The 16653-nt window shown below is 22.2% G+C and carries 19 protein-coding genes; 13 read left to right on the forward strand and 6 right to left on the reverse strand.

The window, feature by feature from the left end; translation table 4 throughout:
• Positions 1 to 11: 11 nt before the first annotated feature.
• The 10 genes from ACXUB0_RS02710 to ACXUB0_RS02755 are packed head-to-tail and all read left to right on the forward strand — an operon-like array spanning position 12 to position 9338.
• The gene (locus tag ACXUB0_RS02710) at positions 12 to 170 is read left to right on the forward strand and encodes a hypothetical protein (protein ID WP_458257360.1); all 159 of its coding nucleotides are present in this window, start codon (positions 12 to 14) and stop codon (positions 168 to 170) included.
• 34 nt (positions 171 to 204) lie between these two features.
• Positions 205 to 393, forward strand: coding sequence for a hypothetical protein (locus ACXUB0_RS02715; RefSeq protein ID WP_174481134.1), 189 nt, complete (start codon positions 205 to 207; stop codon positions 391 to 393).
• Between the two features lies 1 nt (position 394).
• The gene (locus ACXUB0_RS02720; RefSeq protein WP_458257413.1) at positions 395 to 580 is read left to right on the forward strand and encodes a hypothetical protein; all 186 of its coding nucleotides are present in this window, start codon (positions 395 to 397) and stop codon (positions 578 to 580) included.
• 17 nt (positions 581 to 597) lie between these two features.
• On the forward strand, positions 598 to 975 hold the full coding sequence (locus ACXUB0_RS02725; RefSeq protein ID WP_458257496.1) for a hypothetical protein: 378 nt from the start codon (positions 598 to 600) through the stop codon (positions 973 to 975).
• A 16-nt stretch (positions 976 to 991) separates the two neighbouring features.
• Positions 992 to 2191, forward strand: a complete 1200-nt coding sequence (locus tag ACXUB0_RS02730; protein ID WP_458257497.1) for a hypothetical protein — start codon at positions 992 to 994, stop codon at positions 2189 to 2191.
• A 14-nt stretch (positions 2192 to 2205) separates the two neighbouring features.
• Complete coding sequence (locus ACXUB0_RS02735) at positions 2206 to 3903, forward strand: hypothetical protein (protein WP_458257527.1); 1698 nt, start codon at positions 2206 to 2208, stop codon at positions 3901 to 3903.
• A 3-nt stretch (positions 3904 to 3906) separates the two neighbouring features.
• Entirely contained in the window at positions 3907 to 5979 is a 2073-nt protein-coding gene (locus tag ACXUB0_RS02740; protein WP_458257679.1) for a hypothetical protein, read from the forward strand.
• 4 nt (positions 5980 to 5983) lie between these two features.
• Positions 5984 to 6106, forward strand: a complete 123-nt coding sequence (locus tag ACXUB0_RS02745; RefSeq protein ID WP_255495889.1) for a hypothetical protein — start codon at positions 5984 to 5986, stop codon at positions 6104 to 6106.
• 18 nt (positions 6107 to 6124) lie between these two features.
• A complete protein-coding gene (locus ACXUB0_RS02750; RefSeq protein ID WP_458257525.1) occupies positions 6125 to 7360 on the forward strand; it encodes a hypothetical protein in 1236 nt (411 codons plus the stop codon).
• Positions 7308 to 9338, forward strand: a complete 2031-nt coding sequence (locus tag ACXUB0_RS02755; RefSeq protein WP_458257680.1) for a hypothetical protein — start codon at positions 7308 to 7310, stop codon at positions 9336 to 9338. Before ACXUB0_RS02750 ends, ACXUB0_RS02755 begins: the two co-directional genes overlap by 53 nt.
• Here the strand turns inward: ACXUB0_RS02755 and ACXUB0_RS02760 are convergent, their stop codons facing one another.
• From ACXUB0_RS02760 to ACXUB0_RS02770, 3 genes are all read right to left on the reverse strand, one after another.
• Positions 9339 to 9578, reverse strand: a complete 240-nt coding sequence (locus ACXUB0_RS02760; RefSeq protein WP_339046328.1) for a hypothetical protein — start codon at positions 9576 to 9578, stop codon at positions 9339 to 9341. It lies immediately after the preceding gene.
• Complete coding sequence (locus ACXUB0_RS02765; RefSeq protein ID WP_458257681.1) at positions 9539 to 9673, reverse strand: hypothetical protein; 135 nt, start codon at positions 9671 to 9673, stop codon at positions 9539 to 9541. Before ACXUB0_RS02765 ends, ACXUB0_RS02760 begins: the two co-directional genes overlap by 40 nt.
• A gap of 152 nt (positions 9674 to 9825) precedes the next feature.
• Positions 9826 to 11532: a hypothetical protein gene (locus tag ACXUB0_RS02770; RefSeq protein ID WP_458257682.1), complete on the reverse strand. Its 1707-nt coding sequence runs from the start codon at positions 11530 to 11532 to the stop codon at positions 9826 to 9828.
• 73 nt (positions 11533 to 11605) lie between these two features.
• On the opposite strand from ACXUB0_RS02770, the gene ACXUB0_RS02775 reads away from it, so the two are divergent.
• Both ACXUB0_RS02775 and ACXUB0_RS02780 read left to right on the forward strand, forming a co-directional pair.
• Entirely contained in the window at positions 11606 to 12139 is a 534-nt protein-coding gene (locus tag ACXUB0_RS02775) for a UPF0236 family transposase-like protein (RefSeq protein WP_458257683.1), read from the forward strand.
• Between the two features lie 244 nt (positions 12140 to 12383).
• Positions 12384 to 12989 carry a hypothetical protein gene (locus tag ACXUB0_RS02780; protein WP_458257684.1) on the forward strand — a complete coding sequence of 202 codons (606 nt, stop codon included), beginning with the start codon at positions 12384 to 12386 and terminating at the stop codon, positions 12987 to 12989.
• A 767-nt stretch (positions 12990 to 13756) separates the two neighbouring features.
• On the opposite strand, the gene ACXUB0_RS02785 is transcribed toward ACXUB0_RS02780, so the two are convergent.
• On the reverse strand, positions 13757 to 13891 hold the full coding sequence (locus ACXUB0_RS02785) for a hypothetical protein (RefSeq protein WP_458257685.1): 135 nt from the start codon (positions 13889 to 13891) through the stop codon (positions 13757 to 13759).
• A 26-nt stretch (positions 13892 to 13917) separates the two neighbouring features.
• Positions 13918 to 14322 carry a Pycsar system effector family protein gene (locus tag ACXUB0_RS02790; RefSeq protein WP_458258780.1) on the reverse strand — a complete coding sequence of 135 codons (405 nt, stop codon included), beginning with the start codon at positions 14320 to 14322 and terminating at the stop codon, positions 13918 to 13920.
• Positions 14323 to 14884: 562 nt separating this feature from the next.
• Here ACXUB0_RS02790 and ACXUB0_RS02795 point away from each other — a divergent pair.
• The gene (locus ACXUB0_RS02795; RefSeq protein WP_458258781.1) at positions 14885 to 15904 is read left to right on the forward strand and encodes an Mbov_0401 family ICE element transposase-like protein; all 1020 of its coding nucleotides are present in this window, start codon (positions 14885 to 14887) and stop codon (positions 15902 to 15904) included.
• 1 nt (position 15905) lies between these two features.
• Here the strand turns inward: ACXUB0_RS02795 and ACXUB0_RS02800 are convergent, their stop codons facing one another.
• Positions 15906 to 16358 (reverse strand): hypothetical protein, encoded by a 453-nt coding sequence (locus ACXUB0_RS02800; RefSeq protein ID WP_458257686.1) that lies wholly within the window; start codon positions 16356 to 16358, stop codon positions 15906 to 15908.
• Between the last annotated feature and the right edge of the window lie 295 nt (positions 16359 to 16653).

Here is a 16653-nt window from a genome sequence, read left to right on the forward strand (position 1 = left end):
GGTGAAAAGCAATGAATAAAGAAAAAATAATTGAATATTATAATCAAGAAATACAATCATATAAAGAAAGAATGGAACAATTAAATAAAGAAATATCTGTATTAGTAAAAATTATAAGTAATTCACAATCAATGATTGAAAGAATTAATGGTGGTCAATTTGATGAATAATTAAAAAATAAATAATTGAAAGGAAAATATTGAGATGAAAGAATTTTTACATGAATTAATAATTATTGGAACAAGTGTTGGAACATTAATTTGCAGAGAAATTATTGTTTTATTAAAAAGATTTATTACAACTCCAAAACATGTTAGAGCAAATAACAAAATTATAAAACATCAAAAAAAATTAGCAAAATTAAATGAAAAAATTAATAAAGGAGAAAAATAATATGACAAAAATTGAATTTAATGAAAAATATAGAAAAAATAATATCAAAATTGATAGAGATTTTGATTTAGATATAGGAAATTGTTTTAAATTTTCTGATATTGATATATTAGAAAATGCTGTTAATGATTATAAAAAACTAATAAGTGAAATGCCACAATTAGTTAAAGATTGATTATTGGGATAAGATTAGGAGAATGTTAAATGTTAGAAAATGAAAATAATGTTCAACAAACAACTGAACCTTTAACTGAAAATAATGCTTCTTCACAAGAAATAGAAAATAAAGTTAATGAAGCAGAAAATAAGTTAAATAAACTTAATCAAGAAATTAAAGAAAAAGAAATTATTAATATATTTAAAAAATATCAAGTTAAAACTGAATTTTATGATTATTTAAAATTTAAAACAAGTAATATAGAAAATTCAAAAATTGAAGAAACTATTAAAAAAATGATTAAAGAACAACCAGTATTTAAAGAAACAATTAATACAGGTGGCAAACCACAAACAATAATAACAAATCAACCAAATTCAATAAAAAGTACATTATTGGATTATAAAAATAAAAATAAATTATAAGGAAGGAAAATAAAAAATGGCAGTACCATTCAAACAAAATTTAGATAATACCGAAAAATTAGTAGAAGCACCAGAATTTATAGAATTTTTTAAACAATCAAATAGTCCGTGGGCAAGTTTTTTTCCTATCGAAATGGTTAATTCAACAAGAATTGAATTTATAGTTAAAAAACCAAAAGACCCAAAAGTTAAAGTTCTTCAATGAAATGATAAAAGTAAAAGAATAGATGTTGGATATGCTGATACAGATAAAATTATTAAAGAAATTACAGAAGAAGCCGTTGCTGGCGAAACAATTGCAGCAAAAGATTTATTAGCAGAAAATGGTCAAAATTTATTACAAAGTATGCAATATGAAGTTGCTAATGATTTAGCAGATTATTTAGCTAATAACAATACTAATGTAATTGCAAAATATGCAATTAAATTTATGATTGAAAAATCAACAGAACCAAAAGCACAAGCAATTAAATATGTAGAAGCAATGTTGGGGGCATGAAATACATTATTTCAATATAGAAATATTGCAAATTGTAGATTCTTTATTACTAATTCTCTTTATGATAGTATAGTTTATTTGGCAGATAATAAAGGTTTAATTACTGATAATGAAATTGCACAACAATTAAGATTAAATGGTAATGATTTATATATTAAAGGTGTTTTATGTCAAATTGTAATGGATGACTATATGACTTTTAAAAATGATAAAAATGATGATGAAATTATGTCATTTGTTTTAGCAACACCAAGAGCAATGAAAAGATATATGTTGCAAGATACAATTATTTATGTTCAAGAAGTGGCAGATGGTAAAGTTGGAAGAATGTATTTAGTTGGTGGAGAAGTTACAGGTCAAGCCATACCTTATATTTCTAATAATGAAACAACATCACGTTGAATGGCATGTGGAATTATTAATACTGATAAAACTGATTTAAAAACTAAAATTACAAATTTAACAACTGATATTACTGCAAATGTTAATAACAATAATAGTGAATTAAATACACAAATAAAAAGTACTAATGAACTTAAATCATTAAATCCAAATTTAACAAATCCAACTATTAAATATTTTAGTGACGCACAAGGAAAAACTAATGTAAGTAATCAAAAACAAAAAGCAGGTGACTTATATATAACTATTACTGCAAATGTTAATGACTTAAATTATAAAGGAACAACAAATCCAATTAAAATAACTCTTAAATAAAGGAAATTAATACCATGCCAATCGGTACAACTAGTACAGCAATACTTTTAAACATAAATAAACCAAAACATACTAGAACAAGTAACCAACAAGAAAATAAAAGTTTTTGATGAGAAATTTTAGAAATGATTGGTGTACAAGTTATAGCAGTAGCACTTGCTCCTTTTACTGGTGGATTAAGTGAAAGCGTAGCACTTGGATTAGGTGCAAGTGATTTAATTGCTAGTATTAGTGCTGTTGGTGTAGAGTTTTTAACTGATTTTACTATTAATCAAGTTTATGATTATTTAAAAGGAAATGTAACAAAATTAAATACTTTCTTTAATATACTTCCTGCATTTGCTGGACTTAATAAAATTAGTCGTGGTTATCGTACTACTAAATTTATTAAATTAGCAGAAAAAACTAAAACATTAGAACAAGTTGGAATTAAAGAAGCAAAAAACTTACAAGAAATTATAAGTCAAGTAAGTGGAAAAGAAATTTTAACAGATAAAATTATTGGTAATAAACGTTATTTAATGAATTATAGTTTTACTCCTAATCGTGAAACAGTATTACGAGATTTAGGTTATGTTGCTGAAAGACAATATAAAAATAATTTTCAAAAATTAGAAGCACAAGAGTTAAAAGATTACTTATTATTACAAAATACATTAACAAAATTAAGTCCTCAATTAACTCCAAAGTTTAAAATTAAAGATATTGAAAAAGCAAATAATTTTTTAAAAAAATATAATACTGATTTAAAAAAAGTACTATCTATGAATCAACATGATTGATTAAATTTAGTTCATACAATACATACAGAAAATAGATATGGAAAAACTTTAATTTTAGATTTACAAAAAATTCGTGCTAATGCTATTAAATTTAATTTTAAAAAAAGTTCAATTCATAAGATTGTTTTAAATGCAAATAAAATTTTTAAATATTTGGATATTAGATTTTATTTAAAAAAAGGTTTAAATAAATTTTGAAAAAATACATCATATTTTGAAAAATTACGAGAAAGTATATATAAATTACAAGAAAAATTTGAAAAGTTAGAAAAGCAAGCATTTGAGAAAATTAAAAAATTAAAAGAAAAAGCAACTGATTTATTTACTAGTGCAGAAAAAAGAGCAATTAAACATGCACAATTAATTCCATTAAATTCACCAGTATTTATGGGTTGTAAAATTCAACCTTTATCATTAGATAAATGTGCAATTACTATTTATTATCGTAATCCTAAATATAAACCAATTACAGTTGTTGATAGTATTCTTAAGGCAGAAACTTTTGTTGCTCAAATACATCCATTCCATTGATATCGTTGATATAGTGGTTGATACATTGGTTATGGAGTTAATCAAAATAAATGATTAAAAGCAATAGCATTTGCTCCGCCGGTTGTTCAACAAATAATTAGAGATAGTTTTAAAGTATATAGAGAAATATTTAGAATCGTAAGAACTTATCATAAAGTAGCAAATGTTATTAATAATCCTATTGAAAATATTAATAAATCATTTAAAAGTGTTGGTTTAAAATTTTCAGTAAATACTGTATTTGGTACTGGATTATTACATCATTTAGAAAAATTTGCATATAGTCAAGTTGTAAAAAAAGGTAAAAAGAAATTACAAAAAGAAATTATACATATATCACATAGAAAAACTAAAACAAAAACTAAACATTATAAAAAAGCATTTTTTAAGGAATGATAAAATATGATTAATAAACTTTGAACTGGTGTCAGTCTAGAAAATTATAATAACTGATATCCATTAACTGGAAAAATTACAGAAACACCACAGCAATATATACAAACATGACCAAATGTTAATGATTGATTTAAAACTTTTGCTATTCGTGCTCAAAATGATATTAATGCTTATCTTGGTTTTATTTTATCTAAATTTCCTTTTGATAGTTTTAAAGATGAATTAATTAAAGAAACATTAAGAGATATGGTTTTTGTAACCGCTGAACATTGAGTATTTAATCGTACACCAATTGAATTTAATGTTGATGCTACTATTCAGTTTAATAATGGTAGTCAATTTAGTGCAAATAGTATTCCTACAATTAATGTTTGAGATTTAGCACCAAGTAGAATGAAAATATTGGCAAGACTAACAGAATTAAAACAAATATTATCAAATTATAATGATGATGAAATAGATGTTGAAAAAATTGATTTAAAATCATTTTATACTAGAAATCAAGTTGATGAATTAATTGAACAGCAAAAAGAATTTACATTATCAAAACAAATTAAATTATATGATGATTTAGTTGATGATAATGAAAATGAAATATATAGAGGTCCTGTTAGTAAATTTGTTAATAAAGGTTATGTTGCAACTGATTATGATAAAGAAACTGAAACAATGATTTTAGATTGACCTGATGAAATTGGTACATTACCACCCGAAGCATTACAAAATAATCCACAAATTGGTGATTTTACTCATGCACCAACTTGTGATTTTTCGGCTAAACAACAAAAACGAATTACTACTAATGAAAATGAAATTACCAAATTAAATACTGAATTAATTAAAGCAAATGAAAATATTAATTATGTTAAAAATAATTGATTTAATATTGAAACTAGTCCTTTATGAAAAAAAGTTGAAAATAATAATATAGAAATATTTAAATGATATTTTATTAAAATCAGTTATCAATATTCAACAGAAAATAACTTTATGAAATTTTATAAAGTAATTAAAATTTATTTAAATAATGTTTTTAATAAATTTGAGTTGCTAAATGTTGATTCCATGACGTATAGTGAACAAATCCAAAATAAAACAATTTTAAATACCGGAACGATTTACTATAACAATAAAAAGAAAGAATTTAGTGGTGGCGGTAATTCTTATCCTGAACGTGGAAAAATTAATTTAATTGGTGATATAGAAGAAATATATCAATATCAAGGAATAGATACACCAACTGAATTTATAGCAGAAGAAAATACTGAACGTGATTATTATACAAAACTAGAAACTAATAATTTATTAGATAAAAAACAAGATAAATTAATTGCTGGTGAAAATATTAAAATTGATGAAAAAACTAATACTATTAGTGCTACTGGTGGAAGTGGTGAATCATTATGATTAATAGACCCTAATTCGCCTAATATTATTCAACCTAAAGAAAAAAGAATTATTACTTCAAATAATACTAGAATTGTTTATATAGCAGACCCTACACAACCACAAGATGCTGTTAATTTAAGAACATTAAATAAAAATATCCCAGATTTAACTGATTATTATAAAAAAGAAGAAGTAGATAAAGAATTAGAAGATAAAATAGATAAAACACAATTTCAATATGCTTTTGTTCTCAATACTTTTGGTACTGAAATTGCTAATTTAGAAACTAATGATAAAACTATTGCTGGTGCTATTAATGAATTAATTAAAAAAATAAAAGATTTAAAAATTGGTAAATGAAAAGATGTAGCCTTTAATATTAGTACTACTGGTATAAAAAATCAAGAAATTAGATATGATTGTAAAGAAAATAAATTATATCGTATATGATTTAATTTAAATCCAAGACAACAAAAAATAATATTACCAGATATTTATACATTTACTGATTTTGTTTATTCGTTAGGTTCTGGTATTCCACAAACTGTAACAGTATATAGTACTTATATAAAAGAGGGTGGAAGATTACAATTATTATGTTCAAGAAATGAAAATATTGATGTTTTTAAATGAGAAGACATGAATATTAGTGGTGGTAATTTATGAAAATTACAAGAATTGCAGGAATAATATTATGTTTTTTAAAATAATAAAAATTATTTTAGGTTTAATAGGAGTTTTATTATCTTCTGCTGTTGCTGGTTTAATTATATTTATTATAGTAAAAATTGTATTAAAAATTAATCAAATATTTTAAAAAAAGGTGGTGAATATTATGTTAGGTAGATTTTTAAGAAGAGATAAAAGCACTAATAATGAAGAAAAAACTAAATTAACTTTTTTAAAAGGTAAAAGTACACATGCTTCTATTTTAAGTTATTTTGGTTTTAATGATTTTAATCATGAAACATATTTTACTGATTTTGTAGCAGAAAATAATGCTAATTTATATAATGCTCCACTAGATATTAACAATGAAACTATTAAGCAGTATTTAATTCAACAAGAATTTTATAGAAAAAATTGAAATTCTATTTTTAAATTAAGTAAATTGGGAATTAGTGGTTATTTAATTTTTATTGCAAATGATGACTTATATTTTCAAGTAGTTGATATACAACAAAGAGTTTATGATATTACTGGTAAATTAATTCAATGTACTATTTTTTATGATAGTTATCAACAAAATGCACAAATTGTAAGATTATTTGAAGTTTATACATTAAATAATGAACAAGTAACTATTAATCGTGCAATTTATAGTGTTAATGATAGCAAAAAACAATTTCCACTAGATTTTAAATCGTTCATTAATAACCCTAATTTAGCACAAGAACAAATACTAAATATTAACTATATACCAATAGCAATTATGCGAAATAAAGCAAATGAATTAGCAGATTGTAATAAAGTAATGGATAAAATTAAAGCATTAGATGTTATTTATGAACAAATTGTTTTAGATACAATTTTAAACTCACCAAAGTTTATTTTTAATTCAACTTATGGTAATGTAAAAGATTTATTAGAAGATGCTGTAAGAATATTAGTTACTAAAAATTATATTTTTAAAAGTGGCGGAGATAATAACGAACAAAACGAAAATATCAATATGACAAGTAGTAATTTTAAAGGTAAAAATTTGACTGATATATACGATTGAAATGTTAATGAAATATTTAAACGTTGTGGCATTCATATTCCAAGTCAAAAGAAGTCAGCACAACAATCAGTTCCCGAAAGTACAGCTGTAAATATTTCAACTATTAATTATATTGAACAAAAGTTATGACAATTTAATATTGATATTCTTAAATTTATTCAAATATTAGTACGTTTAGATAAAGATTTATTAAATAGTAAAACATTTAACATTAATGATGAACAAGAAATTAATAATTTAACAGTGAGATTAAAATTATTTAATCCCGAAAATAACCAATTAATAGGAGAAAACAATGGACAATCAAAACAACAAACCACAAACGAAGTTTCCACAGAAACAAACTAAACTTAATCAAGCAGAAGTAGAAAATGATTATTTAATTGACAATATTCCTTATGACTTTACTAATCTTATGAGTAGCAAAGGTGACCCTGAGCTTAAAAGAGCATATGATGAATTTAAACTAAGAACTTTATATATTTATGAAATTGAACGTTTATTTAAAAATAATGAAAATAATAATTTAAGATTTTCAGCAAATACTATTAAAATTGGTTTTATTGATATTGATAAAGTATTAAAAACTACTGCTGCTGAAACATCAGACTTTACTATGCAATTAAATCAAAGAGCAAGTACAAATATTAATGATAATACTATTGAATATAGTATGACTGATATTAAAAATTTAATATTTCAAGAAATAAATTTATTAAATCAATTTAAGTTATATGCTGTATCTATTAATGAACCATTAACTGAAAATAATATTGATAATTTATATATCATTAATAACTATTCTCAACCTTATCAAAATCCAAAAACAAGAAGTACTAAAAGTATTACTATTATTAAAATTAAAGATTTTAAAACAAGAGATGGTTATCCAATTATTATTAAATTACAAAAACCATTAGACAAAGATACAAAAGTAATTGGTTTAAAAATTAAAGCCCCTAGAAGCATGATTTTCGGCAATATAAAGGTACTTGGTGAAGTTGACAATATGGAAGTATACCCAAAGTTATTTGTTAAAGATAAGATAGCATTTCCGCTATTATCAATGCCTATTGAAACTCAACCAAAAGTTAGAATTTTACAACAATGATTTAGTGAACAAATATTACCATGAAATTTAGCAAAACAATTTATAGAACAAGAAAAATCAGTTTTAGATTTGATTAAAATTAGTAGTGGAACTGAAACAAGAAAAGAAGTTATTAAAAATGCAAGAGTAACTGATACTTGATTAGGTTGAGAATTAGGTTCTATTTGAACTGGTGATTGACCATTAAAAAACGAAATACATTTAGAAGATAAAAAAGTTTTATCTTTTAGTAATGAAGGATGATATGTTTATCTTGCAACTAATAATAGATTTAAAGATATTGCAATTGAAATACAAGATGCACCAAAAAATGATAGTTTACAACAATTATTATTAAACATGTTAAGTTATACATATAATTACAATAGAAATTTTGAAGGTGCAGAATATGATGAAAAAACAGGAAAACCTAAAAATAAAATAGCAGAATTACGTGATACATTTTCGGGGCAAAAACCTGACGAAATAATTACTAATTTATTTAAACAATGAGAGTTAGATTATCCAAATTATATAAATTTGCAACAAGTTAAAATATTTAAACAAGTATTTATTATGTTATCAAAATATATTTATTCAACTTTATCAATAAATAAAGGTTTGAATGATGATAATAAAATATTATTACCTTATTATTTTGAACTAAAATCAAGTCCAATAAAACCCAGTAAAAATGATATTTGACAATTTAAAGATGTAAAAGTTATATTAAAATCTGAATATTTTGATTTTTCAGATAAGAATAATATTAAATTAAAAAATAATGATATTAGTCAAAATGAATTATTTAAACTTGATGATAATCAATTTAATTGATTATCTATTACAAATGAATTAGAAAGTAATAATATTCCATCATTAGTTCCTGCTGATTGAACACTAGCAAATGGAGAATATGGTAAATATTTTACACGATTAATTATTAATAAAAATAAACTTGAGAATACTTTAAACTTATATGGTTCAAATAAATCTCAATTATTTTCTAAATTAGAATTTTATGAAGAAATATTACAAATTGATAACAATAATGAATTTGATTTACAAATTAAAAAAGCAATTAATAATTTAAATCGTATTGAAATTAGTGGAATATTTGGTGCTGGTAATTATGATTTAATTTTAATAACTGATAAGCAAGAAATAAATTTAAAAAATATTAATCTATTTGATAAATATAACGAAAATATTTCTTATATAAATATTGAACTTTAATTATCAAAAATATCCATCAGGATAATTACCATCTCATGATATATCTATTCTTTCAAGAGTATTTCCACTATTATAAAATTCTGTTTTTTCAGGAGTATCAGAAAAATAAATTTTAAATTCATTTTTTATATCGACTGAAATACCATGAATATCAGACATTCATATTTTTTGAACACCTCATTCAACTTGTTTATGTGGAGTTAAAAAATATTTAACTCCACTAACATTATGGGTAAGCACCCCCCCATGATTAAACCTATTGTTCCAGTTGTAGCACCAGTTATTGCTAATGCTAATGTTATTTTACTTAAATTTTTTTTTATTCATGTTTTCATTTTAAATTTCTCCTTTTTTCCTTGATTTTACTTATAAATTGTACTATTTTTGATTATTTTTACAAGTATGCTTTTAAATACAAAATAACGCCTAAATTAAAGACGTTTATTTTGTGATACCTCTATACTATTAATTATATGTAAATTGTTTATTATATACCAAATGTGAAGATGCTTTTTTTTACACTAGCATTATTTTTACCTCTAATTACATTTTTATATGGATACAAGGCATAAAACAACGCATCATAAGGGTCTTGATACATATTTTTATCCGGAATGTTAGTTTTTGTTTCATCATAACGTAATTCTTCTAAACATTGAGTAGTCTTTGGTAAATCATCTTTATTTGCATAAAAGTTTCCATAACTCATAATATTTCTCATTCATACTACTCTATTAGTTAATCCCGCTTCTTGATTTAAATTTGAAGAGTGTTTAATAGCAGTTTGTGTTATTAAAATAGTATTATGTTCATCAATTAATTTTTGATTTAATCAATCCATGGCAGTTCTTGCTTTATCATCATAAAAATAAATTGCTTGTTCAAAATTTTCAAAATTGTCCATTAATCCTAAAATTTCATTAACATAAGCATTAATTTTCTCATTTTCATTAATAAAATCATTTGGAGTAACTACTAATTCACAAATAACATAAGGGTCATAATATCCAGTATTATTATATTCTTTAAAACCAACTATCATAAATACAGTATGGTCTTTTGGTCCCGTAGCTCAATCAATACCAACACTATAAAAATCAAATTTATACATATCTTGTTCTTGATTATAAAATTGTTTTAAATCATATGGTTGTCAATATTTTACTGTTTTTTGAAATGGAAAAATTGTTGCATCACTATCTAAAAATTCAAAACCATAAAAAACAGTATTGAATTCATCAGGATTACTTTTTTCCATTTCTAATAAAGTTTTTTGTTGAATTTCAGGTAATTTTTTTCAAAATGGTTGAATAGTAAATCTTAAAATAAATAAGCCTAAACCACTAAATATATCTTTATTTTCATAATAAACTTTGCCAATTTTTTTAAGATTTTCAATTATTTCATCATTTAATGGTAAAAATGGCGTACAGTATTTTAAATAAAATGGGTGATATTTATCATAAGGATTACATGTAAAAGTAATAAAGAAACTTTTATAAAAATAACGAGTAATTAATTTTCCAAAAGTAGGACTATATATATTTTTATCAATAAAAGTTCAACTTCATTCTTTAATTGGTTCATTTGAAACTTTAATACGATTACTTCTAAACATAGAATTTTGTAAACGCTCATATCTATATGTTAATTGCTTTTCTGTTAGTGTTTCTTTTTCTTCTGCCATTATTATTTCATCAGTACGTGAACCCAAAAAACTTGACCCACCCGCTTCTTTTCCAAAAATTTTATTACCATTAGCATAACCAATAAAATCAATTTGTTGATTATTAGGAAAAATAATACATCCACCATCTTTGGTTATTTTTCATTTAATACCATGTGTATTATTAGGTAATAAATTAATATTATATGTATCTAATAAAACTTGACAAACATTCATTAAAGCACCAATTGTAGTTTCACTATGAGTATTTTCATATCGTCTTACTTCTTGAACACTACTATCACTAAAATTACAACATATAAATAAATCAAATGCTAAGCAGTTTCAAGTTTTTCTTGTTCCACGTGCTGTTGGTATAAAACGATAAAAACAATTAGTAGTGAAAAATTCTGCTCATTCATCACCAACAAATTGTTTAAAAATATCTCAACTAAAACCATAATTATTATCACTAAAATTAAGATTATATTTTTTATTCAGTTGTGCATAACTACTAATAAAAGCCACATTTTACTCCCTAATTTTTATAAGTAATACAATTAAATTATAACAAACAAAATTTAGAAAGGAACATTAAAAAATGTTTATATTACCATTCTCTAATCATTTTGATTGAGATAAACATGATTTTAATCAAGATGAATTAAGTTTAAAACAAACAGAAGAATTATTTACAAAAATAGATGATTATTTATGAAGTACCTGTGATAAATCTGAATATAAATCATATAGATTTAGAAAACGAAAATTAAAAGCAAAAAAAGGTTTATTAAATTATAAACGACGTATTTGTACAAAATATAACCAAAAAACACAAAAAAATGAATTTGTTTCATTGCTAGATAATTATCTTGGTGTTAAAAAATATAGTAAACTTGCACCTAATGTTATTAAACAAATTTTAAAATTTTTTGCTGATGGAAAAAAGTATCGTGATGTTTGTGATACTTTTATTGAAGATTTAATAAGTACTAGTACAGTTTGTAGAACCTATCAAAAATTTCAATTACCAAAAGCTAATATTCCTAAAATAGTATTAGAACCTGTTTGGAATCTTTTAAACATAATTAAACTAAAAAAGGGAATAATTATTTCTAACCTGACAGTTAATTAACATTTTATTTTCTTTGTCATTTTTTTGTTAAAAAGATTTTATCATTTGACAACTTATCGATTAAAAATTTATTTTTCAACTATAAAATAACATTTATGATATTAATTTAATCAAAAATAAGTTAAAAAAGATCCTAAACAGGTTCTTAGAAAAAAATCAAACTTTATATATAAATATTGATGATGGACATAGAAAATTTAAGTTTAATGAAAAACACAATACTAAAAATTGTAAAAAATGTTCTATGAGATTATTAGTATTTTGTACTGGTAAAAAGAAAAATGGAAAATTAATTAATAAAAGAGCAGTTTGTAAAATAAGAGTATCAAAAACAGAAATTGGTGCTGAAAAAACAGCACAATTAATTAAAAAACATGGTAATTTATTTTTTGAAAATTTTGAACAAGCAAATTTAGTAGTTTGTGGAGATAGTGCAAAATGAATTAGAAAAACTGCTACAATTTTAAATGCTAAATTTATTTTAGATAAATTCCATGCTTTTCATGTTTTATTTCTTGGTATAATGGCTGGAAGAAGAAAAAATAAAATTGCTAAATTACACTATCAAAATGCAATAACTTTATTTGAAAAAGGCCAATATTATGAATTAATTGATTTTTTACAATCATTAGCTTTACAATATAAAAAATTAAAAGTTGGTTATTTTATTAATGCAAAAGATGGTGTATTAAACCAAGCACTAGTTGAAAATATTGGTTGCTTTACTGAAACTAATATTAAACAAATTTTAAAGCATATGATTGGTGATAGAACCTATAATATTGATATGTATACAAAAATGGTTAATTTTAAATGCTATCAAATAAATACTACCATCCAGTTATTATAAATTAAAATTAAAGATTTTAAAAAACCAAAAATAAAATAAAACTTATTAAAGTAACTATTAATAAGAATTTTTGAATTATAAAAGTAAGTATTATTATTGACTAATATTTTACAAGTGTTAAGATTAACATACAATTGCATATTGAAGTCAAAATTATTCTCGTCTAACTTTATAATTTTAAGACAAATTTGAATATTATTGACAACATCGGTATGCTCCCAATTATTTTAATGACATCTTTATAGACAGCAATTGTCACTTCAGCACGTGCCATCATTTGCATTGTATTAAAAATAAAGTTTTCATCAGGATTTTTTTAATTTATACTAAAAATCGTGGTACATGATAAAGTGTTATTTATTTACATTATTTACATTTAAAAGTTTTAATAATTGTTAAAAAAACTTATAAAAATAATACTATATGTTTAAATTAATAGTAAAAAATAATTTACCACTACTTTTCTACATAATTAAAAAATTTTTTTACATTCTTCTTTTTCAAGTTCCGTTTCTAAAAATTTAAAAAATTTACTATTGTTTCTAATTTTTTCTTGTATTTTTTTTAATTAAAAATTTTTGATCAATCATCGTTCAAAATCCTTAAAAATTTATTTTAATTATCAAAATATCCATCAGGATAATTGCCATTTCATTTTTTATCATTATTATTAGTTGGTTTAACTGCAAAATATAAATCTATTTTATAATGGTCGCTTCTTGGACTTTCTCAAATAGAAGCCCCCCAGTGCGCATTGTAATCATGGTCTAAAAATAAGTCAAATCATTTGTTTTATGATGTGCTATTGAACCAATTATTAATCCTATTGTTCCGGTTGTCGCACCAGTTAGTGCTAATGCTAATGTTATTTTATTTAAATTTGTTTTTATTCATGTTTTCATTTTAAATGACTCCTTATTTTTTAATTTTAAATAAACATATAAAATAAAACAGAAATAATTATTGAAAATATTGATAAAATTAGAAATAAAATACCTCAATTTAATAGTTTATGTTTTTTGGTAGCTATAATAGAATTAATTTTAATTTGTTCTGATAAACGCAAACAAGTTTCTTTATTTTTTAAAACTTCTTTTTTAATATTACTTATTTTCATTTTTTGTAAATCTTTATAATATAAACTAAAATTATTTGTTTTATTTTTATTAAGTGTTTTTGGTCTACTTCTTGGAGAAATTGAACAAATAAAAATAATTATTGATAAAAATAAAAACAATATATATAAAATTGTGAAAAGAAATAAAAAAAATGTAGTAATTTTAATTGATGAATATTCAATATCTTTAAATATGGGTATTCAACCAAAAGACATTCCCAAAAGGACACCAGAAATAGCCGTTAATATACTAGCTTTTATATCAAGTCTTTCTATTTGCTTTTTAATTTCATTTAGCAAATCAGTTTCTTTATCATTACATTGTTCAATTTTTCCTAGTTATGAGTTTTTTTATAAATATTAAAAAATAATACTTATTATTTCTTAATTTTACTTTTAAATTGTACTTATTTTTTGATATTTTTACAAATATGTTTTTAAATATAAAATAAGGCCTAAACCAAAGCCATTTATTTTGTGAGACCTATACTATTAATTCTATTGCAATTATTTATTATATTTTAAATATGAAAGCAATTTTTTAAATATTTTTTATTTTATTTAAAATTACACTTATATATATATCTATATATATTTATATAATAAACAAGTAAATTAATATTTTAAAAATATTTACAATAAATTTAGAAATTTAAAAAATGGTTAGGAGAAAAACATGGATTTTAATTATCGATGAACTTATAAAGAATAATATCCTAAAATTGATAAATTAATTTTAGAACATATAACAAAGAAATGAGAAAAGTGAGATTGAAGAATAAAAAATACAAGAGATAAAAAGAAATATAAAATTGTTGATTATCAATATCGAACAAGAAAAACAATGTATGGATTAATAACTTATAAAAGAAGAATTTATGAATATTTTGATGAAAAATTACAAAAATGAGTTCGTGTTTGTTTAGTTGATGAAATACTAGAACTGCCAAAATATAAAAGAATTGGTGAAGATATTGAAGATACTATTATTGAAAATTTTGCAGATGGAAAAAGATATCGTGATATTTGTGTGATTTGTAAAAAAGCAGGTATTAGTGTTAGTAGTGTTCATAGAGTTTTTAAAAATTTAGAAATATTTGAAGCAAACCCAGTAAAAGTAAAATTAGAAAAAAATCAACCTATTTTTGTAGCAATTGATGATGTACACCGCAAGTTTTGAGACTTTAAACGTAAAGGTACAAAACATTCTATCCGATTAATAGTAACATATACAGATAATATTAATCATAAAGTACAAAATAAAAGAGTAAAAGCCATTATAAGAAAAACAAGAACACCAATTGGAGTTAAAAAAACTGCTGAATTTGTTAAAGAACATTGTCAAAAATTTTATGAAAATATTGCAAAAGCAAAAATTATTATTTGTGGTGATAGTGCAGGATGAATTAAAGAACTTGCTAATTATTTAGGTGCACAATTTGTTTTAGATAAATTTCATTTAATTAGAACATTATATCTTGGAGTAATGGCTGGAAATAAAGAAAAATATTTAAAAGAATATAATCACTGTAAAAATTTAATTAATAATGGTCAATATGAACAATTAATTGATTACTTATATAACCAATTAGATAATCATAAAAAATTAAAAAAACAATATTTTAAAAATAATAAACAAGGTATTGAAAATCAAGGCGCTTCTTGGAATAAAGGTTGTTTTACAGAAGGTAATATTTGACATATTTTAAAAGAAATGCTTGGTAATAGAACATATAATATTAGTATTTACATTAAAATGGTTATTTTTAAATGTAATAAGATAAATTTAGAAACATAATTTAATGAATGTAGTAATTACTGATTATTTCACAATTTGCAATAGCATCTCAAAAATTATTATTTTTTATTTTTCTTTTTAAACCAATAATTAAGAATGTTAATGACAAAATTATAGACACAAAAATTGGAACTACAATTGTAGAAAAAATAACTGCAATTTTTAACCATAATAAAGGATAATTATAATAATTATCAATAATATAACAACTTCCAAAATTTTTAAAAGAAGTATTATTATTGGTTAATATGTAATATCAACTATATTTACTTCATAAAGTAAAACCATTATATTCAAATGTTAAAGTTTCTGAATTTTTAAATAAATAATTATTTTTAACAGTTACTACTTCTTTTCCATGAAATAAACTAAGTAATAATAGTCCAATAATCATAATTAAAATAGTTAAAATAAATAACAATACAGTTATTAACTGTAATTTTTTAAGTTTCATTTTTAAAATCTCCTTAATTTTACTTTACAAGTTTAGCATTTAACAAACTTAATTATAAGTATTTTAGTTGCAATAAATTTAAAAAAATTATATTATTTAAATACAATTTCAATACAATTTATACAATTTCATAAAAATCCAAATTATTTCTTGTCTAAATTTATAATAAGACGATATAAATTAATTTATTCCGGATTTTTGACAATCTCCCAATTTTTTATTTAAATAAAATCATATTAATAAAACTTATAAGTTTTATTAATATGAAAGTATCTTTATATTTAATTTAAAATAA

It is taken from the genome of Spiroplasma endosymbiont of Dactylopius coccus, from assembly GCF_977110965.1.